This is a genomic window from Actinophytocola sp. KF-1, from assembly GCF_054661535.1.
In genome coordinates this window covers 561,994-581,179 of sequence record NZ_BAAFVK010000002.1, presented here as the reverse complement: position 1 = coordinate 581,179, position 19,186 = coordinate 561,994, and the positions used below count along the sequence as shown (strand labels likewise).

The 19,186-nt window shown below is 72.0% G+C and carries 20 protein-coding genes; 9 read left to right on the top strand and 11 right to left on the bottom strand.

What is annotated here, in order from left to right:
- Positions 1 to 13: 13 nt before the first annotated feature.
- From ACYQ77_RS08530 to ACYQ77_RS08515, 4 genes are all read right to left on the bottom strand, one after another.
- On the bottom strand, positions 14 to 757 hold the full coding sequence (locus ACYQ77_RS08530; RefSeq protein ID WP_459709156.1) for an SCO6745 family protein: 744 nt from the start codon (positions 755 to 757) through the stop codon (positions 14 to 16).
- A gap of 29 nt (positions 758 to 786) precedes the next feature.
- Positions 787 to 1,284, bottom strand: a complete 498-nt coding sequence (locus ACYQ77_RS08525; RefSeq protein WP_459709153.1) for a hypothetical protein — start codon at positions 1,282 to 1,284, stop codon at positions 787 to 789.
- A 35-nt stretch (positions 1,285 to 1,319) separates the two neighbouring features.
- Positions 1,320 to 1,625 carry a hypothetical protein gene (locus ACYQ77_RS08520; RefSeq protein WP_459709150.1) on the bottom strand — a complete coding sequence of 102 codons (306 nt, stop codon included), beginning with the start codon at positions 1,623 to 1,625 and terminating at the stop codon, positions 1,320 to 1,322.
- A gap of 1,130 nt (positions 1,626 to 2,755) precedes the next feature.
- A complete protein-coding gene (locus ACYQ77_RS08515; protein WP_459709148.1) occupies positions 2,756 to 3,139 on the bottom strand; it encodes a VOC family protein in 384 nt (127 codons plus the stop codon).
- A 101-nt stretch (positions 3,140 to 3,240) separates the two neighbouring features.
- On the opposite strand from ACYQ77_RS08515, the gene ACYQ77_RS08510 reads away from it, so the two are divergent.
- Genes ACYQ77_RS08510 through ACYQ77_RS08500 form a run of 3 tightly spaced genes read left to right on the top strand, consistent with a single transcriptional unit; the run spans position 3,241 to position 7,186 of the window.
- The gene (locus tag ACYQ77_RS08510; RefSeq protein ID WP_459709146.1) at positions 3,241 to 4,077 is read left to right on the top strand and encodes an ABC transporter ATP-binding protein; all 837 of its coding nucleotides are present in this window, start codon (positions 3,241 to 3,243) and stop codon (positions 4,075 to 4,077) included.
- Between the two features lie 25 nt (positions 4,078 to 4,102).
- Positions 4,103 to 5,083, top strand: coding sequence for an ABC transporter substrate-binding protein (locus ACYQ77_RS08505; RefSeq protein ID WP_459709143.1), 981 nt, complete (start codon positions 4,103 to 4,105; stop codon positions 5,081 to 5,083).
- Positions 5,084 to 5,092: 9 nt separating this feature from the next.
- A complete protein-coding gene (locus ACYQ77_RS08500) occupies positions 5,093 to 7,186 on the top strand; it encodes an iron ABC transporter permease (RefSeq protein WP_459709140.1) in 2,094 nt (697 codons plus the stop codon).
- On the opposite strand, the gene ACYQ77_RS08495 is transcribed toward ACYQ77_RS08500, so the two are convergent.
- The gene (locus ACYQ77_RS08495) at positions 7,183 to 7,656 is read right to left on the bottom strand and encodes a nuclear transport factor 2 family protein (protein WP_459709138.1); all 474 of its coding nucleotides are present in this window, start codon (positions 7,654 to 7,656) and stop codon (positions 7,183 to 7,185) included. The two genes, ACYQ77_RS08500 and ACYQ77_RS08495, sit on opposite strands and share 4 nt — an antisense overlap.
- Positions 7,657 to 7,728: 72 nt before the next feature.
- Between ACYQ77_RS08495 and ACYQ77_RS08490 the strand changes: the two genes are divergently transcribed.
- Together ACYQ77_RS08490 and ACYQ77_RS08485 are read left to right on the top strand one after the other, a co-directional pair.
- Complete coding sequence (locus tag ACYQ77_RS08490; protein ID WP_459709135.1) at positions 7,729 to 8,274, top strand: TetR/AcrR family transcriptional regulator; 546 nt, start codon at positions 7,729 to 7,731, stop codon at positions 8,272 to 8,274.
- 10 nt (positions 8,275 to 8,284) lie between these two features.
- Entirely contained in the window at positions 8,285 to 9,262 is a 978-nt protein-coding gene (locus ACYQ77_RS08485) for an aldo/keto reductase (protein WP_459709132.1), read from the top strand.
- Here ACYQ77_RS08485 and ACYQ77_RS08480 read toward each other — a convergent pair.
- The gene (locus tag ACYQ77_RS08480) at positions 9,244 to 9,615 is read right to left on the bottom strand and encodes a winged helix-turn-helix transcriptional regulator (RefSeq protein ID WP_459709129.1); all 372 of its coding nucleotides are present in this window, start codon (positions 9,613 to 9,615) and stop codon (positions 9,244 to 9,246) included. The two genes, ACYQ77_RS08485 and ACYQ77_RS08480, sit on opposite strands and share 19 nt — an antisense overlap.
- A 47-nt stretch (positions 9,616 to 9,662) precedes the next feature.
- On the opposite strand from ACYQ77_RS08480, the gene ACYQ77_RS08475 reads away from it, so the two are divergent.
- Positions 9,663 to 10,424 (top strand): SDR family NAD(P)-dependent oxidoreductase, encoded by a 762-nt coding sequence (locus tag ACYQ77_RS08475; protein ID WP_459709127.1) that lies wholly within the window; start codon positions 9,663 to 9,665, stop codon positions 10,422 to 10,424.
- A gap of 4 nt (positions 10,425 to 10,428) precedes the next feature.
- On the opposite strand, the gene ACYQ77_RS08470 is transcribed toward ACYQ77_RS08475, so the two are convergent.
- On the bottom strand, positions 10,429 to 11,220 hold the full coding sequence (locus tag ACYQ77_RS08470) for an NAD(P)H-binding protein (protein WP_459709125.1): 792 nt from the start codon (positions 11,218 to 11,220) through the stop codon (positions 10,429 to 10,431).
- Positions 11,221 to 11,268: 48 nt separating this feature from the next.
- Here ACYQ77_RS08470 and ACYQ77_RS08465 point away from each other — a divergent pair, with 48 nt between their 5' ends.
- The gene (locus ACYQ77_RS08465; RefSeq protein WP_459709123.1) at positions 11,269 to 11,811 is read left to right on the top strand and encodes a TetR/AcrR family transcriptional regulator; all 543 of its coding nucleotides are present in this window, start codon (positions 11,269 to 11,271) and stop codon (positions 11,809 to 11,811) included.
- Here ACYQ77_RS08465 and ACYQ77_RS08460 read toward each other — a convergent pair.
- Entirely contained in the window at positions 11,795 to 13,513 is a 1,719-nt protein-coding gene (locus ACYQ77_RS08460; protein WP_459709121.1) for a chitinase, read from the bottom strand. The two genes, ACYQ77_RS08465 and ACYQ77_RS08460, sit on opposite strands and share 17 nt — an antisense overlap.
- A 17-nt stretch (positions 13,514 to 13,530) precedes the next feature.
- Positions 13,531 to 15,105, bottom strand: coding sequence for a chitinase (locus tag ACYQ77_RS08455; RefSeq protein WP_459709119.1), 1,575 nt, complete (start codon positions 15,103 to 15,105; stop codon positions 13,531 to 13,533).
- A gap of 271 nt (positions 15,106 to 15,376) precedes the next feature.
- Here ACYQ77_RS08455 and ACYQ77_RS08450 point away from each other — a divergent pair, with 271 nt between their 5' ends.
- Entirely contained in the window at positions 15,377 to 16,783 is a 1,407-nt protein-coding gene (locus ACYQ77_RS08450) for a pyridoxal phosphate-dependent decarboxylase family protein (protein WP_459709117.1), read from the top strand.
- 3 nt (positions 16,784 to 16,786) lie between these two features.
- On the opposite strand, the gene ACYQ77_RS08445 is transcribed toward ACYQ77_RS08450, so the two are convergent.
- A complete protein-coding gene (locus ACYQ77_RS08445; RefSeq protein WP_459709115.1) occupies positions 16,787 to 17,473 on the bottom strand; it encodes an SDR family NAD(P)-dependent oxidoreductase in 687 nt (228 codons plus the stop codon).
- Positions 17,474 to 17,588: 115 nt separating this feature from the next.
- Between ACYQ77_RS08445 and ACYQ77_RS08440 the strand changes: the two genes are divergently transcribed.
- Entirely contained in the window at positions 17,589 to 18,410 is an 822-nt protein-coding gene (locus ACYQ77_RS08440; protein ID WP_459709113.1) for a helix-turn-helix transcriptional regulator, read from the top strand.
- A 296-nt stretch (positions 18,411 to 18,706) separates the two neighbouring features.
- Here ACYQ77_RS08440 and ACYQ77_RS08435 read toward each other — a convergent pair whose 3' ends face one another.
- The gene (locus ACYQ77_RS08435) at positions 18,707 to 19,087 is read right to left on the bottom strand and encodes a helix-turn-helix domain-containing protein (protein WP_459709111.1); all 381 of its coding nucleotides are present in this window, start codon (positions 19,085 to 19,087) and stop codon (positions 18,707 to 18,709) included.
- Positions 19,088 to 19,186 lie beyond the last annotated feature (99 nt).

Genomic DNA, 19,186 nt, shown 5'->3' with positions numbered 1-19,186 from the left:
GGAAAGGAATCGCTCAGAACACGGCCTCGCTGAGCCGCCGCACGAGGCCCGCGAACTCGGCGCGTTCGGCCGGGGTCAGCGTCCGCTCGTAGCCGTCGGCGGCGAGGCGGTCGGTGATCTCCTGCGCCCGCACCTGCCGGTCCTTGAGGTGGTCGCAGTCGGGCAGCTCGTCGCGCCAGCCGAGGAACCGGGCCTGCTGCTGCCCTTCGTTGGTGAGGATCGCCTCGAGCGGGCCGAGCCCGGCGGCCGTGGTGGCGACCAGGTGCATCGAACCGCGCCACTCCCGCAGGACGTGCACGAGCTGCAGCAGCCGTGCCGGGCCGCCGTCGGCACGCGGTTGGGCGCGCCAGCCCGCGAACAGCGGCAGCCCCGCCTCCTCGACACCCGTGACGACCTTCTCGGCCAGCTCGGCGAGCCGGTCCGCCTCGGCGAAACCGGTCAGGTGGTCGTCGGCCCAGTCCGCGCACGCCTGCGCGTACCGGCGGGCCCCTTCCCGCGCCCCGGCGACGGCGAGGCCGCGGTCCCACATGAGCCGCACGAGACCCGGGTGCCACCAGCCCATGGCGGCGGTGACCACGCCCGCGTCCACGTCACCCAGCACCCCGCCGCGGCCGGCGAAGTAGAAGGCCAGGTGCTTGGGGTAGCCGTGCCCGGCGCCGCGGGCCTGGGTGTCGGGGTGGAGCATCCACACGGAGCCGACGTCGTGCAGGATCCGGTCGGCGGCCCGGACGGTCTCTTCCGCGGACAACTCGGTCATGGGGCTCCCTCGCTCTCGACGGCACGAGACTACTGGGGGTGCTGTTCCTCCCACTCGCTCTGCTTGCGCTCCATCTCGGCCCAGACGCGGTCGGGGAAGGTCGCCTTGGTCGCGGCGACGAGCTCGTCGAGCATGTCCTGGCCCGCCTCGCTGGTGCCGAGCGTGCCGGTGTCGTGGCGTGGGCTGCCGAACCTGGCCCTGCCGGTCGGCCCGCCGACCATGTCGTCGTCGGAGTTCCGGAACTCGAACAGCCCCGTGTTCTCGATCCGGTCGTAGAGCCGCCGCCGGGCCTCGTCGTCGAGGTCGACGGTGTCCGTCCACGTCTCCTCGGTGCCGTCGTAGCCGGGCGTCCACTCCAGACGGGCGGTGCGCGTGTCGAACGCGACGCGCCACTCGTAGTGGTAGGGCGGCGGGACGGAACCGTTGGCGTAGGTGACCTCGCCGGCGAAGTCGGCAGGCATGCCGGCCACCACCTCCGACCCGCATCCCGCGAGCAGCACCAGCGCGACCAAGAGAACCCGGACCATGGCGTTTGGACCCCGCGCGCCGCGGTCCGGTTCCCCTAGCGGACGGAGGCGGCGGACCGCCCGACGAGGTAGAGGGCGACGCCGCTGACGAGAGCGCCGACGAGCGCGCCACCGAACCCGAGGACGACGCCGACGAGGACGACGAAGCCCACGAAGGCGGCCATCATCAGGAACGCCGCCCGCAACGTCGGCGCCCACCCGCCGATCGCGTGCTCCGCGAAGCGCAGGACGCGATCACGGAGCAGCAGGTAACGCAGGTTCTTGATCTTCTCCGGCCGCACCGGCGCGACCGCGTTCGAACGGCTCAACGTGCTGTGCTCTTTCGTTTCGTGCGGGTTCATGCACTTCACCAGCGCACTGCGAAGAGCGCCCCCAGGTGGTGCATCAATCATGGACCGTCTGGAGTATTCCGGTCGGCCTACCGGCGAGTAGGCGTTCAACGGTCCGTCACGAACGGTGAGCGGCGATGACGACTTCAGGGTGGCATATCACCAACTCGTGGGACACGTTGTACACAAATTCGACGGTGTGGCAGGAGATAGTCACCTGTGTGAGTTACCAGGGCAGACAGCGCCGAGAATCGGGGTCGGAGCCTCGATTATCGATACTCGAAACGAGGAGGTGCGGAGCGGGTCGGTGGGCTCGTGGGCGACCCCGCCCAGGCACGCGGAGTAGGCGACTGGCCCTGGGAGCGGCTTCGCAAGGTGCGAGCGCTCACCGACGGGAGACTGGCCCGCAACCCGCAGCCACACCCAGGAGCCACTCACGGCGGAGCCCCCGGCAGCGCAAAGCCTGCCCGAACTGCCGCCGGGAAGACGGGTCCTACTCCACGACACCCCGCAAGGCGGAGCCGCGCGGCGGGCCCACCGCCACCCCGCAGCTGCCGCCAACAGAAGTCAGCCCACATCCCGAGGCACACCCCACGACGGGGAGTCGCCCGGCAACACAGGGGCGACACCCCGAAGCTGCCGCCAGGAAGACCAGCCCCCACCCCACGGCGCACCCCGCAAGGCGAAGCCCCCAGCGGCCCAAACCGCCACCCCGAAGCTGCCGCCAACAGAAGTCAGCCCACATCCCGAGGCACACCCCACGACGGGGAGTCGCCCGGCAACACAGGGGCGACACCCCGAAGCTGCCACCGGGAAGACCGGCCCGCACCCCGCGGCACATCCCCCAAGGCGGAGCCGCTCGGCAACCCAAAAACCGCCTCCCCAAAGCCGCCAACCAAACATCAGCCCGCACCAGGCAGCGCAAAGCCGCCAGCCAAGCTCCGCCGGGAAGACCAGCCCGCCCCCCATGGCAGACCCCGCAACACGGAGCCGCCCGGCAGCGCAAAGCCACCACCCCGAAACCGCCGCGGAAGAACGGCTCGCAACCTGGGAGCCGTCACCATCCCCGAAACCCACCCCGCAAGGCGGAGCGCCCGCCGACGGCAGGCCACCCACGGCGACCTACCGGGCGGACGAGCGGGTCACAGCTCCGGCAGCCGCTTGCGGAGCAGGCAGAACTCGTTGCCCTCCGGGTCCTGGAGCGTGTGCCACGCCTCCTCGCCCGTCTGCCCGATGTCGGCGGGCCGGGCACCGATCGACAGCAACCGCTCCAGTTCGGCGTCCTGGTCGCGGTCGACCGGGTTCACGTCGAAGTGCATGCGCAGCTTCTCGGTCTTCGGGTGGTCGGTGCGGCTGAACACCAGCGTGGGCGCGGCCCCGCCGAACCCCGACGCGGGCCCGATCTCGATGCCGTCGTCCGGCTCCTCGCGGCTCAGCTCCACATAACCCAGCACCTCGCACCAGAAGCGGGACAACGCCTCCGGGTCGGCGCACTCGACGATCAACTCGGACAACCGGCAGCTCATGGCCGCGATGGTAGCCAGCCCGCCACGCTCTGTCCGCCGGAAATGTGCCGGTAGCCACCCGGGCTTGTAGGTTAGGCAAGCCTTTCTTTACTGTGTGGCCTGTGTCCGTCACCCCGCCCGCCGCCAACGGCGTGTCCGCCCGGCAGATCGACGTCGCCTACGGTCGCGACGTCGTCGTCCACGCCGCGTCGATCGCGCTCGCCGCAGGCACCGTCACCGCGCTGATCGGGCCCAACGGCAGCGGGAAGTCGACGCTGCTCCGCGCGCTCGCCCGCCTGCACCCGCCGGTCGCGGGCGACGTCACGTTCGCCGACGGCGCCGACCTGCGTGCACTGTCCGCAAAGGACCTCGCGCGCCGGATCACCCTGCTGTCACAGCAGCGAACGGCGCCCGGCGGGCTGTGCGTGCGCGAGCTGGTCGAGTTCGGCCGCCACCCGCACCGGTCCCGCTGGGGCGGCCGCGACCCCGAGGGCCCCGCCGCGGTCGAGCGCGCCATGGCGCTCACCGGTCTCGGGCCGATCGCCGACCGGCCCGTGCAGGCGCTCTCCGGCGGCCAGGCCCAGCGGGTGTGGCTCGCGAGCTGCCTCGCCCAGGACACCGCGCTGCTGCTCCTCGACGAGCCGACCACCTTCCTCGACCTCCGCTACCAGGTGGAGATCCTCGACGTGATCCGCGACCTCGCCGACGACCACGGCGTCGGGGTCGGCGTCGTGCTGCACGACCTCGACCAGGCCGCCGCGATCGCCGACCGCCTCCTGCTGCTGGAGGAAGGCCGCGTGACCGCGGAGGGCACCCCGGAAGAGGTCCTCACCACGGCGAACCTCACCCGCGCGTACGGCATCCGGGTGGACGTCGACGTCGACCCCGTCGACGGGCGCATCCACACCCGCGCGGTCGGGCGCTTCAACGACGTGCGCCCGCGCGCCGCATCGGCTTGACCCCATCCAGCAACACAGGAGAGAAATGCGCACCACCCGTGTGATCATCGGCCTGTCCGTGGCCGCCGCCCTGTTCGTGGCGGGCTGCGGCACCACCGAGGAGGCAGGCGGCGGCACCGAGGAGGCCTCCGCAGGCGGCCGGCCGGTGACCCTCACCGACTCGCGTGGCAAGGAGGTCACGCTCGACGCGCCCGCCAAGCGCGTCGCCGCGACCGAGTGGAACGCGGCCGAGTACCTCGTGTCGCTCGGCGTCATGCCGGTCGCGGTGTCCGACATCAAGGGCTACAACACGTGGGCGAGCGCCGCGCCGCTCGACGACACCCCGAAGGACATCGGCACCCGGGGCGAGCCGAGCATCGACACCCTCGGCGCGCTGGACCTGGACCTCGTGATCGTCACCGACAGCCTCACCGAGGGCGCGCTCGAGCAGGTCGAGGCGAAGGTCCCGGTGATCGTCATCAAGGGCGGCGACGCCAAGGACAGCATCGGGTCCATGTTCGCCAACCTCGACCTGGTCGCGAAGGCGACCGGCACCGAGGACAAGGCCGCGCAGCTGAAGTCCGACTTCGACGCCAAGATCGCCGAGGGCAAGGCCGAGGTGGACAAGCTCGGCGCGACCGGCCAGAAGGTCGCCTTCGCGGACGCCTGGGTGGACGCGGGCACCGTCAGCATCCGGCCGTTCGCCAAGGGCTCGCTGGTGGCGGACACGTTCGAGCGGATCGGCCTGGAGAACGCGTGGACGATGGCGGGCGACCCGGTGTACGGGCTCGCGCAGGCCGACGTCGAGGGCCTGACCCAGCTGGGTGACGTGCACTTCTGGTACATGGCGAACGACGCGGAGGGCGACGCGTTCGCCGAGGGCCTCAAGGACAACGCGATCTGGAAGAACCTGCCGTTCGTCAAGAACGGCAAGGTCAAGCGCCTCCCCGACTCGCTGTGGATGTTCGGCGGCCCGCTGTCCATGGGGCAGTTCGTCGACGCGGCCGTCGACGCGCTGACGGCGTAACCCTCCACAGTGGACACCGCGACACTCGCGCGCCCCGCCCCGCCGGACGTCCGCGTCCGGCGGGGCGGCCGCCTCACGCTGCTGGTCGCCTGCCTGCTCGTGCTCATCGCGCTCGGCGGCGCCGTGCACCTCACGCAGGGCACCGCCGACCTCGGCGCGATGGACGTGCTGCGGCTGGTGTTCGGCGGCGCGAGCGCCGACGACACCGCCGCCGTCGTCATCGAGTCCCGGCTCCCCCGGCTGCTCGCGGCACTCGTCGTGGGTGTCGCGCTCGGGGCGGCCGGCGCGGTGCTGCAGTCGGTGTCCCGCAACATCATGGCGGCACCGGACACCCTGGCCGTCGACGCCGGCGCGCACCTCGCGCTCGTCGCGGTGGCCGCGTTCGGCATCTCGGTGCCGCTGCTCAGCGCGGCCGGTGTCGCGTTCGCGGGCGGGCTCGGCGCGGCGGCGCTGGTCCTCGCCCTGTCCGGCAGTGGCGGCACGGGCATCGTGCGGCTGGTGCTCGCCGGCACGGCCACCGCGCTCGCGCTGGTCGCGCTGACCCGGGTGCTGCTCCTGCTGTTCGCGGAGGAGACCAGGGGCCTGTTCGCGTGGGGTGCGGGTTCGCTGGGGCAGAACGGTCTGTCCGGTGTCCGGACGCTCGGCCCGGTCGTGGCGGTCGCGCTGGCCGCGCTGATCGTCATGGCCCGCAAGCTCGACCTGATCTACCTGGGCGACGACCACGCCCGCACGCTCGGCATCCACGTCGGCCGGGTCCGGGTGTCGGCGATCGTGCTGGCGGTGCTGCTCGCGGCGGCCGCGGTGACGCTCGCGGGCCCGATCGGGTTCGTCGGTCTCGCCGCGCCCGCCCTGGTCCGGCTGATGGCGGGCGCGATCCCCGGCCTGCACCGGCACGCGGCGCTGGTCCCGGTGTCGGCCGCGATGGGCGTGGCGCTCCTGATCGGCGCGGACGTGCTGCTGCGCGCGCTGATCGGGTCGCAGGGCGCGCTCGAGGTGCCGACCGGTGTGGTGACCACGATCCTGGGCGTGATCTTCCTGATCGCGCTGGCCAGGAACATCCGGGTGTCGGCCGCGACGACCGAACCACCGGCGGCGGGTGCCCGCGGTGGCGTGAGCGCGGCGCGGTTCCGGCTGGTCCTCGTCGTGCTCGCGGTGGTCGCGGTCGGCGTGGTGGCCGGTTCGGTCCTGCTCGGCGACACGAAGCTGCTGATGGGCGACGTGGTCAACTGGCTGTCCGGGCAGGCGGGCCCGATCGTCAGCAACGTCATGGAGAACCGCGCGCCCCGCGTGGTGGCCGCGCTGCTGGCCGGCGCTGCGCTGGCCATCGCGGGTGCGGTGGTCCAGGCGCTGGCCCGCAACCCGTTGGCGGAACCGGGGATCATCGGTGTCTCCGGCGGCGCCGGGCTGGGTGCGGTCGCGATGATCACGCTGGTGCCGGGTGTCGGGTTCTGGACGCAGGCGGGCGCCGCGGGCATCGGCGCGGCGATCGCGATGGCGCTGGTGTTCGCGCTGGCCGCCCGCGGCGGGTTCGCGAGCGAGCGCCTGGTGCTCATCGGGTTCGGCATGCAGGCGGGCACGCAGGCGTTGATCACGTTGCTGATCACGCTGACGGACCCGTGGAACGAGACGAAGGCGCTGACGTGGCTCGGCGGCTCGACCTACGGGCGGTCGTTCGAGCACCTCGTGCCGATGGCGCTCGCGGTGCTCGTCGTGGTCCCCGTGCTGATCCGCGCGCGCGGCGAGCTGGACCTGCTGTCGCTGGACGACGAGACGCCCAGGGTGCTGGGCGTGCACGTGCCCCGGTCGCGGCTGTTGCTGCTGACGTGCGCGGTGCTGCTGACCGGCGCCGCCGTGGCGGGGGTGGGCGTGATCGCGTTCGTCGGCCTGGTGGCCCCGCACGCGGCACGGGCGATCGTCGGCAGGCGGCACGCGCGGGCACTGCCGGTGGCCGCGCTGCTCGGCGGGATCCTCGTCTGTGCCGCCGACACGATCGGGCGCACGGTCATCGCGCCGGGGCAGCTGCCCGCGGGCCTGATGACGGCGATCATCGGCGCGCCGTACTTCGTGTGGCTCCTCTACCGCAGCCGGGTGCGGACGACCTAGCGGAGCGGGAACTCGACGCCGTGCTCGGACTCCGGGCGCGGGCCGAGGATCCGCCGCTCGGACTCGTCGATGCGCACGTCGTTGATGCTCGCCTCGCGCCGCGCCATCAGGCCGTTGTCCGCGAACTCCCAGAGTTCGTTGCCGTAGCAGCGGAACCACTGGCCGCCCGCGTCGTGGCACTCGTACTGGAAGCGCACGGCGATGCGGTTGCCGTCGAACGCCCAGAGGTTCTTGCGCAGCGCGTAGTCCAGCTCGCGCGCCCACTTCCCGGTCAGGAAGGCGACGACCTCGTCCCGCCCGTCGACGAACGTGTCCCGGTTGCGCCACCGGGTGTCCACTGTGTACGCGAGCGCGACGCGGTGCGGGTCGCGGCTGTTCCACGCGTCCTCGGCGGCCTGGACCTTCGTCAGCGCGGTCTCGCGGGTGAACGGCGGGAACGGCGGGAACGGCGGTCTGCTCTCGGCCGGCACGGCACCTCCACAGAGAACGTCGGTTCTCGCGTACGCTAGAGAACAACAGTTCTCAGTGTCAAGGGACGTGTGATGGACGCACAGACGGCCGAGGACCGCGCACTCGACGCGGCCGAGGACCTGTTCTACCGCCGCGGCGTGCACGCGGTGGGCATGGACGACATCCGCGACACCTCGGGGGTTTCGCTCAAGCGCCTCTACCAGCTCTTCCCGAACAAGGAACGCCTGGTGACGGCGTTCCTGCAGCGCAGGGACGTCCGGTGGCGCGGCGGTCTGACCGAGCACGTGGCGGGCGTCGAGGACCCGCGCGAGCGGCTGCTCGCCGTGTTCGGCTGGCTGCACACGTGGTTCACCGACCCGGGCTACCGCGGCTGCGCGTGGATCAACTGCTACGGCGAACTGGGCGCCACCTCCCCCGCGGTCGCCGAGGAGGCCCGCACGCACAAGGAGGGCTTCCGGCGGATCCTGCGCGAGCTGACGGCCGCGGCGGGCCACGACGACGACCTCGCCGAGCAGTTGCTGCTGCTGGCCGAGGGCGCGATCGTGACCGCGGCCATCACCGGCAACGCCGACGCGGCGCGCCAGGCACGCGCCGCCGCCGGGAAGCTGCTGAACTAGTGTCCTGACCATGGAGTACAGGCGACTCGGCCGGTCCGGGCTTCACGTGTCCACAGTGGTCCTCGGGTGCATGAGCTTCGGGGATCCCCACCGCGGCACCCACGAGTGGACGCTCGACATCGACGCGTCCCGGCCGTTCTTCCGCGCGGCGATCGAGGCGGGCATCACCACGTTCGACACCGCCAACGTCTATTCCGCCGGGTCCAGCGAGGAGATCACCGGCACGCTGCTCGCGGAGTTCGCGAAGCGCGACGAGGTCGTCATCGCGACGAAGGTCAACGGGCGCATGGGTCCCGGCCCGAAGGGCGCGGGCCTGTCCCGCGCGGCGATCCTCACGCAGATCGACGAGAGCCTGCGCAGGCTCGGCACGGACTACGTCGACCTGTACCAGATCCACCGCTTCGACCCGGAGGTGCCGGTCGAGGAGACCATGGAGGCGCTGGACGACGTGGTGCGGTCGGGCAAGGCCCGCTACATCGGCGCGTCGTCGATGTGGACGTGGCAGTTCGCGCAGATGCAGCACGCGGCGGACCTCAACGGCTGGACGAGGTTCGTGTCGATGCAGGACCAGTACAACCTGGTGATGCGCGAGGAGGAGCGCGAGATGCTCCCGTACTGCGCGGACCAGGGCATCGGGGTGCTGCCGTGGAGCCCGCTCGCCCGCGGCCGCCTGACCCGCGACTGGGACGCGACGACCGAGCGGTCGGCGAACGACAACTTCGGCAGCACGCTGTACCGGCAGGCGGAGGAGGCGGACCGGCGCGTGGCGGCCGCGGTGGCGGCGGTCGCGGCGGAGCGCGGGGTGTCGCGGGCGCAGGTGGCGCTGGCGTGGCTGCTGCACCAGCCCGCGGTCACCGCGCCGATCGTCGGCGTGACGAAGCCGCACCACCTGGCGGACGCGGTGGCGGCGGTCGACCTGCGGCTGTCAGCGGAGGAACTGGCCCGCCTGGAAGCGGACTACGTGCCCCATCACCCCGAGGGGTTCTGATGCGCGACCGCCCAGTCGGCGAGCGCGGAGACCGGGACGAGCAGTGAGCGGCCGAGGTCGGTGAGGCCGTACTCGACGCTGGGCGGGTTGGTGGGGTGCACGGTGCGCGCCACCAGCCCGTCGGCTTCGAGGATGCGGAGGGTGCGGGTCAGCATGCGCTGGCTGATGCCCTCGATCGCCCGGTGGAGCTCGTTGTAGCGGTGGTTCCGCCCGCCGAGCAGGATGATCACCAGCATGCTCCAGCGGTCGCCGAGGCGGCGGAAGAGGGTGCTCACCGGGCAGGCGTCGAGCTCGGCCCGCGGCACCGGTCTGGGCAGCTCGTGGGCGAGCACACTGGTGTGCGTTGCTGACATCGAACTGCCTTCTTTCGCCGTCGCGGCAGGGCTTCCACGATGGTGCCATGACTTCGAAGATCGTGATCGTGGCAGGCGGCACCACCGGGATGGGGCGCGCGACCGCGCTGGCCCGCGCCGAACGCGGCGACGACGTGACAGTGATCGGCCGCTCGCCGCGGGACATGCCGGCCCGGTTCCTGCGCGCGGACCTGTCGTCGATCGCGGAGGTCGAGCGCGTCGCCGCGGACGTCGCGGCCCGGCACGACCGCGTGGACGCCCTGTGCCTGTTCGCGAACCGCCCGATGCCGCGCAGGACGGAGACCGTCGACGGCCTGGAGTACACGTTCGCGCTGTACTACCTGAGCCGCTACCTGCTCGCGGCCCGGCTGGCGCCGCTGATGCCGGTGGACTCGGTGATCGTCAACGTCGCGGGCGTCGGCACCACGGCGGGCGCGATCCACTGGGACGACCCGCAGCTGCGCACCGGGTACGGGCTCGTGCGCGCACAGCTGCAGGCCGGCCGGGCGAACGACCTGCTCGGCGTGGCGCACGAGGGGAAGGCCAGGTACGTGCTGTACCACCCCGGGTTCACCCGCAGCGGGCTGGACGGGCACCCGAACCCGGTGGTGCGTGGTGCGCTCAAGGCGCTGGCGCTGGTCGCGGCCCGGCCGGTGGCCAGGTCGGTGGCGCCGATCGTCGAGTGGATCGAGCACCCGCCCGCCGCGCCGCTGACGACCAGCGACCGCGGCAAACCCGTTGACCTGTCCGGCAAGGAAGCCGACGCCGAGCGGCTGATGGCCTACACCGAGAGCCTGCTGTCGCGGTGAGCCGTCACCGGAACCTGTCCGCGTTCTCCTTCGCCCACTGCTCGAACGTCTTCGGCGCCCGGCCGGTCACGTCGGCGACCGTCGGGAACACCCGCGACTCGTCCAGCTTCCCGTCGGAGAAGAAGCTGAAGAACGCGTCCACGTACTCCCGCGGCATCTGCGCGCTCATCTCCGCGCGTGCCTCGTCGTCCGGCTGCGCCTCGTACCGCACCTCCCGGTCCAGCGCCGCCGCCAGCAGGCGCACCCGGTCCGCGGGTCGCAACGCCTCCGGGCCGGTGACCGGGTACTCGCGTCCCTCGTGCCCCGGCTGCGTCAACGCCACCGCCGCGACCGCCGCGATGTCCGCCGGGTCGACGGTCGCGACCGCCACGTCCGCCCACGGGGCCCGCACCACGCCCGCCCGCACCTGGTCGGCCCACTGCAGCGCGTTCGACATGAACGTCCTCGGCCGCAGGATCGTCCACGCCAGGCCCGACGCGCGCAGCGCCTCCTCCGTCTCGATCATGTACCGCGCCACCGCGTTCGAGCGGTCGCCGGTCTCCGCCGAGCCACCCGACATCAGCACCACGTGCCGCACGCCCGCGTCCCGCGCCTCCGCGAAGATCTCCGGCGGGTAGCCGGCGAGCATGAACATCGCCGAGACCCCCGCCAGCGCCGGGCGCAGGGACGGCGGGTCGTTCAGGTCGGCCCGGAACTCCCCCGACCGGCTCAGCCCGCGCACCGGCACACCCCGCGTGGTCAGGTCGCGGACCAGCGCCCCGCCCACGTTGCCCGTCGCGCCCGCCACCAGGATCATGGGTCCTCCAGTTACGTTAGGGATCGTTCCCTAACGTAAGCTAGCACGATGCGACGGTCGGCAGCGGAGACCCGGGAGCACGTGCTCGCGGTCGCGCACGAGCTCTTCTACTGGCACAGCATCAAGGGCACCGGCGTCGACACCGTCGCCGCCGAGGCCGGGATCGCGCCCACCACCCTGTACCGGCTGTTCGCCTCCAAGGACGACCTCGTCGCCGCCTACGTCGAGCGGGCGAGCCGGCACTACAAGCAGTGGTTCACCGACGCCACCGGCGAGGGCACGCCCGCCGACCGCGTCCGCTCGCTGTTCGACGCGCTCATCGAGCAGGTCCAGCCCGAGCACTGCCGCGGCTGCCCCTTCCTCATGGCCATCGCCGAGCTGCCCGACGCCTCCGCCAGGGCGCACGCCATCGCCGTCGAGACCAAGGCGTGGGTGCGCGCACGCATGCGCGAGCTGGCCGGCGAGGAACTCGCCGACCAGCTCGTGCTGATCATGGAAGGGGTCTACGCGTCGGTGCAGGCCCTCGGCGTCGACGGCCCCGCGCGCCGGGCGCGGGCGCTCGTCGAGACCCTGCTCACGGCAGACCGTTGAGGAACGGCTCGTGGCTGTTCTGGAACTCCCAGCCGTAGTACCGGTCCCAGTTGACCGACCACGTCATCAGCCCGCGCAGCGCCGGTGACGCACCGCCGCGCAACGTGTAGCCACCACAGCTCTGGTTGCGGGTCAGGCAGTTCAGCGCGTCGTGCACCGCGGCGGGCGCCGTGTACCCGTTGCCCGCGCTGACCGCGGCCGGCAGCCCGAACGCGATCTGGTCCTCCCGGAGCCCCGGGAACGTGTGCCCGGTGCGGGCGACCGGGAAACCGGCCTTGATCATGTCCGTCATGGCGATGTGGAAGTCCGCCCCGCCCATGTTGTGGTACTGGCCGTCCAGCCCCATGACCGGGCCCGAGTTGTAGTCCTGGACGTGCAGCACGGTCAGCGCGTCCCGCATCGCGTGGATCACCGGCAGGTACGAGCCCGTCCGGTTGTCACCGCCGCCCGCACCACCGTAGAACTGGTAGCCCACCTGCACGAAGAACGTCTCCGGCGCCATGGTCAGCACGAAGTCGCTGCCGTAGCGGGCTTTCAGCGACTTCAGCGCGGCGATCAGGTTCACGATCACCGGCGTGGTCGGGTTGCGGAAGTCCGTGTCGCCCGCGTCGAGGTACAGCGAGTGGCCCTCGAAGTCGACGTCCAGACCGTCCAGGCCGTACCGGTCGATGATCGCCGACACGGACTGGACGAACTTGTCGCGTGCCGCGGTCGTCGTCAGCTGCACCTGGCCGTTCTGGCCGCCGATCGACAGGAGCACCTTCTTGCCCTGCGCCTGCTTGGCGCGGATGGCGCTGACGAACTCGGCCTCCGACTCGACGTTCGGGCACTCCGCGACCGGGCACAGCGCGAACCGGATGTCGCCGCTCGTCACCGACGTGGGTTCGCCGAACGCCAGGTTGATGACGTCCCACGCGGCGGGGACGTCCGCCATCCGCACGTAGCCCGAGCCGTTGGCGAAGCTCGCGTGCAGGTAACCGATCAGCGCGTGCCGCGGCAGGCCGGCCTGCTGGCAGCCGGTCGTCGTCGCCGACACGGGGGCGCTGCGGGCCGACTCCCCGGCCGCGTTGTAGGCGGCGACGGTGTACGTGTGGGTCTCGCACGCGCCGAGCCCGCCGATGGTCGCCGACGTGCCGGACACCGTGGCGCGCAGGGAGGCGCCCTCGTACACGCGGTACCCGGTCGCGCCGGTCGCCGCGGGCCACGACACGGTGATCGACGACGCGGTCGCCGTGGCCGTGGGGTTCCCCGGCGTGGCCGGCGTGCCCGGGTTGCCGCCACCCGGGCCGTCGAGCACCACGTCGTCCGCGTAGTACGTCCCGGCGCCGTACCAGCCGTGCAGGTACAGCTCCGCCGACGTCTGGCTCGCGCCGCTGGTGAAGGTCAGCGACAGCTGCTGGTACGCGGTCGGCGCGGCCCATGTGGACGGTCCGCCGGTCACGCCGAGGTACACCGGGTTGCCGCGCACCCACGCCGACACCGAGTAGGTGGTGCTCGGCTTGACCGCCACGGTCTGCGTGCAGCGGCCGTAGTCCGACGCGGCGAGCGCGTAGCTCCCCGAGTGGACCGGCGCCGTCACCACCGCGCCACCCGAGCACGTCCAGCCCGACAGCGAGCCGGTCTCGAAACCGGCGTTGGTCAGCAGGTTCGCGGCACTCGCTGGCTGTGCGCCGACGACGAGCAACAGGAGAGCGGCAGCCACCGCTGTCAGGCGCCGCCTCATGGCAGCGTGTCCAGGTGCGGCGCGACCGTGCGCGCGAAGTTGTTGCCGTTGCTCACGTCCCAGTTGATCGACCACGTCATCGCGCCGCGGATCTCCGGGTACGTGCGCGGCGGGCGGAACGAGCCGCAGTTGGTGCCGCGGGCCAGGCAGTCGAGCGCGTTGTTCACCACCGACGGCGCGACCACGCCGCCACCGGCCGCGCCCGGCCCGGCGGGCAGGCCGACCGCCACCTGGTCGGGCCGCAGCCCGTTCTCCAGCTGGATGCAGGCGAGCGCGGTGATGAAGTTGACGGTGCCCTGGGAGTACGCGGCCGACTGGTCGCAGCCGAGCATCGACCCCGAGTTGTAGAACTGGGTGTGGACGACCGTCAGGATGTCCTTGATGGACAGTGCGAGCGCGAAGTACGAGCCGCCCGTGGACTGCATGTCGATGGTCTGCGGCGCCATCGTGATGATCAGGCTCGACCCGACCGCGCTCCGCAGGCTCCGCAGCGCCTGCGCCATGTACGTCGGGTTGAGACCGTTCTCCAGGTCGATGTCGACGCCGTCGAAGCCGTACTCGGCCATGATCGACCGGACGCTGTTGGCGAAGTTCGTCGCCGACGCGGAGTCGCCGACCGACACCCGGCCCGCCTCGCCGCCGACCGACAGGATGACCTTCTTGCCGCGGGACTTGAGCGTCGCGACGTCGGCCTTGAACTGGTCGTTCGTGTAGCCGCCCAGTGCCGTGGACAGCCCGGGGTCGACACCGAACGTGACGGCGCCCGGGGTGGACGTCGCCTCGGCGAAGGCGACCGCGACCAGGTCGTACTCGTTCGGCACGGCGCTCAGCCGCAACTCGGTCGCGGGGTTGACGAAGTTGTGCCAGTAGCCGGTGAGGAAGTGGCGCGGCAGGTCAGCCGACTGGCAACCGCTGGTGGTGCCGGTGACCGGCGCGCTGCGGGCGGACTCGCCGACGGCGTTGTACGCGGCGACCGTGTACGTGCGCGAGGTGCAGGCGGGGATGCCGCTGAACGTGGCCGACGTGCCGGTGACCGTGGTGCGCAGCGCCGTGCCCTCGTACACCCGGTAGCCGGTGGCACCGGACACGGTGTTCCAGCCGATCGTGATGGCCGAGGCGGTGGTGCCGGTGACCCGCACACCGCCCGGCACCCCGGGCACGCCGGGTTGCGGGTCGGTGCCGCCTGCGCAGCTCGCGCCGTTGATCTTGCAGTTCTGCGGCGTCCCCGCCCCGCTGGCGAGGAAGCCGAAGGTCACCGACGCGCCGGGCGCGAGCGTGCCGTTGTACTCGCGGTTGGAGAACGTGTGGTGGCTGCCGCTCGAGGTGAGCAGCGCGTCCCAGTAGCTGCCGAGCGTGGTGCCCGCGGGGAGGTCGAACTCGACGCGCCAGCCCGAGATCGAGGCGGTGCCCGCGTTGGTGATCGTGTACTTGCCCTCCCAACCGGAACCCCAGTCGGAGGTCTTGGTGAAGGTCGCGGTCTCCCCGGCGGCGAGCGCGGGAGTCACGGCGATGAGGGACCCGGCCACCCCGAGCACGAGGGCGGCGAAGATCGTGGACAGGCGGCGTCGCATGACAACCTCCGAAACACGCGGCGAGCAGGGGGAAACCGCGAGACACCTATTTGTCTAGACCAATACCGCCCCACTTGTCCAGACCTATCACCCCGAGTAACCACCCTCCCGCCCCCACCCAGAACCTCGCGAGTCACGCGCGCACGCACACCGAGTTGTCGATTTCGTGCCGATCTTGGTCCGGTCCCGGCCCGCGTGATGTGCACGAAACTGACAACTCGATGTGCGCGAGAGCGCGACTCGCGAGGTCTGGGCGCCCAGAATGGGGCGCATGGACCCATTGCTCGACCGGGACAACGCCGCCGACGTGCTGGCCGGCGTCGCGGCGGCCGCGCCCGGCTACCTCGACAGCCTCGCCGATCGCCTGGTGCGGGACGTCGCGAGCCACCACCTCCTCGACGGGCTCGACGGGCCGCTCCCCGAGACCGGCCACGGCGCGCCGGACTCCGTCGCCGAACTGCTGCGCATCGGCACCGCCGCGGCCACGCACTCGTCGGGCCCCCGGTTCTTCCACTTCGTCGTCGGCGGCTCGACCCCCGCCGCGATGGCGGGCGACTGGGTCACGTCCCTGCTGGACCAGCTCAGTGGCATGTGGACGGCGTCCGCGTTCGCCACCACCGCGGAGACCGTCGTGCTCCGCTGGCTCAAGGACCTCTTCGGGCTGCCGCCGGGCTGGGGTGGCGTGCTCACGCCGAGCGCCACGTTCGCCAACCTCACCGGGCTCGCGTGCGCACGCCAGTGGTGGGGCGAGCAACACGGCGCCGACGTGGCGGCGGACGGGCTCGCCGGGCTGCCGCGCATGCCCGTGCTCGCGAGCGGGTACGTGCACGCGAGCGTGCGGAAGGCACTGCAGCTACTGGGTTTCGGCCGGGACACCGTCCAGGTCCACGCCCGCGACGACGCCGGGCGAGCCGACCTGGACGGCATGCGGCGTGCCCTCGAGAAGACCGGCCCGGCTGTGCTCGTCGCGTGCGCGGGCGAGGTCAACGCGGGCGACTTCGACCCGGTCGACGAGATGGCCGACCTGGCGGCGGAGCACGGCGCGTGGTTGCACGTCGACGGCGCGTTCGGCCTGTTCGCCGCGCTCTCCCCGCGCACGGCACACCTCGTCGACGGCGTGGCGCGCGCCGACTCGGTCGCCGCGGACGGGCACAAGTGGCTGAACGTGCCGTACGAGAGCGGATTCGCGTTCGTCCGCGACCCGGCACGGCTCGGCTCCGCGTTCGGTTCGTGGCGCGCCCCGTACCTCGCCCCCGCCGACGACAACACGGTCGACTACAACTGCCTCGGCCCCGAGTCGTCCCGCCGGGCCCGCGCGCTGCCGATCTGGGCGTCGCTGCGGGCGTACGGCCGCGCAGGCCACCGCGCGATGGTCGAACGGCACCTCGACCTCGCGGAGCGGCTGGAGTTCCTGGTCGACCAGTCCCCCGACCTCGAACTGCTCGCACCCGCGCAGTTGTGCGTGGTCTGCTTCCGCTACACCGCACCGGACCGGGACCTCGACGCCCTCAACGCCGCGCTGGGCCGGGCCATCCTCGACGACGGCCGCGTGTACGTCGGCACGACCGTCTACAGGGGAATGACCGCCCTGCGCCCGGCCATCGTCAACTGGCGCACGACGGAGGAGGACATCGACCTGCTCGTGACCGTGGTCCGCGAACTCGGCGCCCGGCTCTAGCGCTCACCAGGGCAGTTCCCCGTTCTCGTCCTGGAACGTGCCCGTCGGGCCGTCCGGGCCGAGGGTCGCCAGGCGCACGACGGTCCTCGCGCTCTCCTCCGGTGACCGCCCGATGCCGAAGGCGGCGGTCATGTCGGTGGCGGTGGTGCCGGGTTCGAGCGCGTTGAACTTGATGCCCGGGTTGGCCTTGGCGTACTGGACCGTCAGCATCGTGGCCGCCGCCTTGGACGCGGAGTAGAGCGCGACCGGCAGGTGGTACTCGGGCCGGTCGGGGTTGTTCACCGCCCAGAACGACCCGGCGCTGCTCGACACGGTGACCACGACCGGGTTCGCGGACCTGCGCAGCAGCGGGAGCGCCGCCTCCGTGACGCGCACGATGCCGACCGCGTTGGTGTCGAAGACCCGCAGCGCCGTCGGCCCGTCGACGACCTCGGTCTCCAGGATGCCCGCGTTGTGCACGAGGACGTCCAGCACGCCCTCGGCCGCCTCGATCGTCGCCAGCGCGCCGCTCACCGACGCGTCGTCGGTGACGTCGAGCCGCACGAACCGCGCGCCGAGCGCCGCCGCGGCCTTCTCGCCCCGCTCGACGTCGCGGGCACCGACGTAGACGACGTGCCCCAGCGCCAGGAGCTGTTCCGCGGTCGCGTAACCGATGCCCTTGTTGGCCCCGGTGATCAGTGTGACGGTCATGCGCATCCCCTCGAAATATGTGGCTCGCGTGGACTGTTGGCGACGGTATGTGCGGTCACTCGCCTCAGAAAGAGCCCTCTCGAGCCCGGGGTGTGACAGGACCCCGGCTGGCGTCATGAACGCCCTCGGCGCGTTCCTGCGTGCGCGGCGCGAGCTGGTGACGCCGCGGCAGGCGGGCATCCCGGACGTGGGTGTGCGGCGCACGCCGGGGTTGCGGCGCGAGGAGGTCGCGATGCTGGCGGGCATCAGCGCCGACTACTACCTGCGGCTGGAGCGGGGCCGCGACCGCAACCCGTCCGCGCAGGTGCTCGAGTCGATCGCACGCGTGCTGCAGCTCGACGACGACCACGTCGCGCACCTGCGGTCCCTGGTCGCGGAGGCGCCCCGGCAGCGCCGTCCACGCGACGTGACACCACCGCCCGGCGCGCTCAAGCTCCTGGACGCACTCGTCCAGCCCGCGTTCATCGAGGACCGGTACTTCGACATCCTGGCGTCGAACAGCCTCGCGAGAGCGCTCTCCCCCGCCCTCGCCGCAGGGGGGAACCAGCTGAGGGACATGTTCCTGGACCCGGCCGAGCAGGCGCTGCACCCGGACTGGCGGGACGTCACGGAGTGCCTCGTCGCGAACCTGCGGCAGGCGGCGGGCAACGACGTCGACGACCCGCGGTTCGTCGAGCTCACCAGCGAGCTGTCGCATGCGAGCGCTCGCTTCCGTCAGCTGTGGGCCCGCCACGAGGTCCGCGGCCAGCGCGGCGGGCCACTGCGGCTCAACCACCCGCAGGTCGGAGCACTGACCCTCAACCGGGAACGGCTGGCCATCAGCGGAGCGGACGACCTGATGCTCGTCGTGTACCACCCGGACCCCGGCTCCACCGACGCGGACAAGCTGGCACTGCTGGCATCCGCCGACCTCCCGACGGCGAATTCCCGGCGCTAAGCGGTTTCGCGGCCGCCGATCCGGCGCGACACCGACACCACGGCCCCGTTACCGCTGCGCGCGGATCCGCGTGACACCGCCACCGCGAAGTTCCGCCTGGGCTGCTGGTGGTGTGCCTTGCCTGGGTTTTCCCTCCGGGGCGTCCTCGCCGGACGGGCTGGTCTCCGGGATGGCGAGGGGTCTTGCACGGGGTTGGCTTGGCAAGGACTGGTGTCCGTGGCGGTGTTGATGGGGCTTCGCCCGCTTCGCGGGAGTCGGGCGTGACCAGTCCCCGGCTGCGGCGGCCTCGGTTACCGCTACGCGCGGATTCGGCGTGACACCGCCACCGCGAGGTCCGATACGAGACGGCGCAGGCGGTCCGCGGTGGCCTCGCACGCGACCGGTGCCGGGGTGCGCAGTGTCAACCCCGCCAGTTGACGTCCGTCGCCGGCGAGGATCGGGGCGCTGAACTGGTCGCCGCCGAAGCGGTGCCAGCTGGCGTTCAGGTGGTAGCGGTCCTCGTCGTGGCAGACGATGTTCAGGTCCGACAGGGTGCCGAGCAGCCGGTGGACGGTCGTCTTGGACTGGCCGCTGATCTCGACGAGCCGTGCGAGCCGCATGCCGTCCGGGGCGCCGGACAGCAGTTCCAGCAGCTGGAAGGCGTTGCGGACCGCCTGGTTGGAAGTCGCCGTCGTCATCGTGCCCACCCCGTTCCGTTCCAGGTTGAAAACGTAGTATTGCAGGATCGTGGGACAATTTTCTACCCTCGGGTGTGACCTGGATCCCTGCCGAACGGA

Excerpts from the sequence above, each read along its gene's own strand:
- ACYQ77_RS08530 (WP_459709156.1), bottom strand. The coding sequence starts at position 757 with ATGACCGAGTTGTCCGCGGAAGAGACCGTCCGGGCCGCCGACCGGATC.
- ACYQ77_RS08525 (WP_459709153.1), bottom strand. The coding sequence starts at position 1,284 with ATGGTCCGGGTTCTCTTGGTCGCGCTGGTGCTGCTCGCGGGATGCGGG.
- ACYQ77_RS08520 (WP_459709150.1), bottom strand. The coding sequence starts at position 1,625 with ATGAACCCGCACGAAACGAAAGAGCACAGCACGTTGAGCCGTTCGAAC.
- ACYQ77_RS08515 (WP_459709148.1), bottom strand. The coding sequence starts at position 3,139 with ATGAGCTGCCGGTTGTCCGAGTTGATCGTCGAGTGCGCCGACCCGGAG.
- ACYQ77_RS08505 (WP_459709143.1), top strand. The coding sequence starts at position 4,103 with ATGCGCACCACCCGTGTGATCATCGGCCTGTCCGTGGCCGCCGCCCTG.
- ACYQ77_RS08490 (WP_459709135.1), top strand. The coding sequence starts at position 7,729 with ATGGACGCACAGACGGCCGAGGACCGCGCACTCGACGCGGCCGAGGAC.
- ACYQ77_RS08485 (WP_459709132.1), top strand. The coding sequence starts at position 8,285 with ATGGAGTACAGGCGACTCGGCCGGTCCGGGCTTCACGTGTCCACAGTG.
- ACYQ77_RS08480 (WP_459709129.1), bottom strand. The coding sequence starts at position 9,615 with ATGTCAGCAACGCACACCAGTGTGCTCGCCCACGAGCTGCCCAGACCG.
- ACYQ77_RS08475 (WP_459709127.1), top strand. The coding sequence starts at position 9,663 with ATGACTTCGAAGATCGTGATCGTGGCAGGCGGCACCACCGGGATGGGG.
- ACYQ77_RS08470 (WP_459709125.1), bottom strand. The coding sequence starts at position 11,220 with ATGATCCTGGTGGCGGGCGCGACGGGCAACGTGGGCGGGGCGCTGGTC.
- ACYQ77_RS08465 (WP_459709123.1), top strand. The coding sequence starts at position 11,269 with ATGCGACGGTCGGCAGCGGAGACCCGGGAGCACGTGCTCGCGGTCGCG.
- ACYQ77_RS08455 (WP_459709119.1), bottom strand. The coding sequence starts at position 15,105 with ATGCGACGCCGCCTGTCCACGATCTTCGCCGCCCTCGTGCTCGGGGTG.
- ACYQ77_RS08450 (WP_459709117.1), top strand. The coding sequence starts at position 15,377 with ATGGACCCATTGCTCGACCGGGACAACGCCGCCGACGTGCTGGCCGGC.
- ACYQ77_RS08445 (WP_459709115.1), bottom strand. The coding sequence starts at position 17,473 with ATGACCGTCACACTGATCACCGGGGCCAACAAGGGCATCGGTTACGCG.
- ACYQ77_RS08440 (WP_459709113.1), top strand. The coding sequence starts at position 17,589 with ATGAACGCCCTCGGCGCGTTCCTGCGTGCGCGGCGCGAGCTGGTGACG.
- ACYQ77_RS08435 (WP_459709111.1), bottom strand. The coding sequence starts at position 19,087 with ATGACGACGGCGACTTCCAACCAGGCGGTCCGCAACGCCTTCCAGCTG.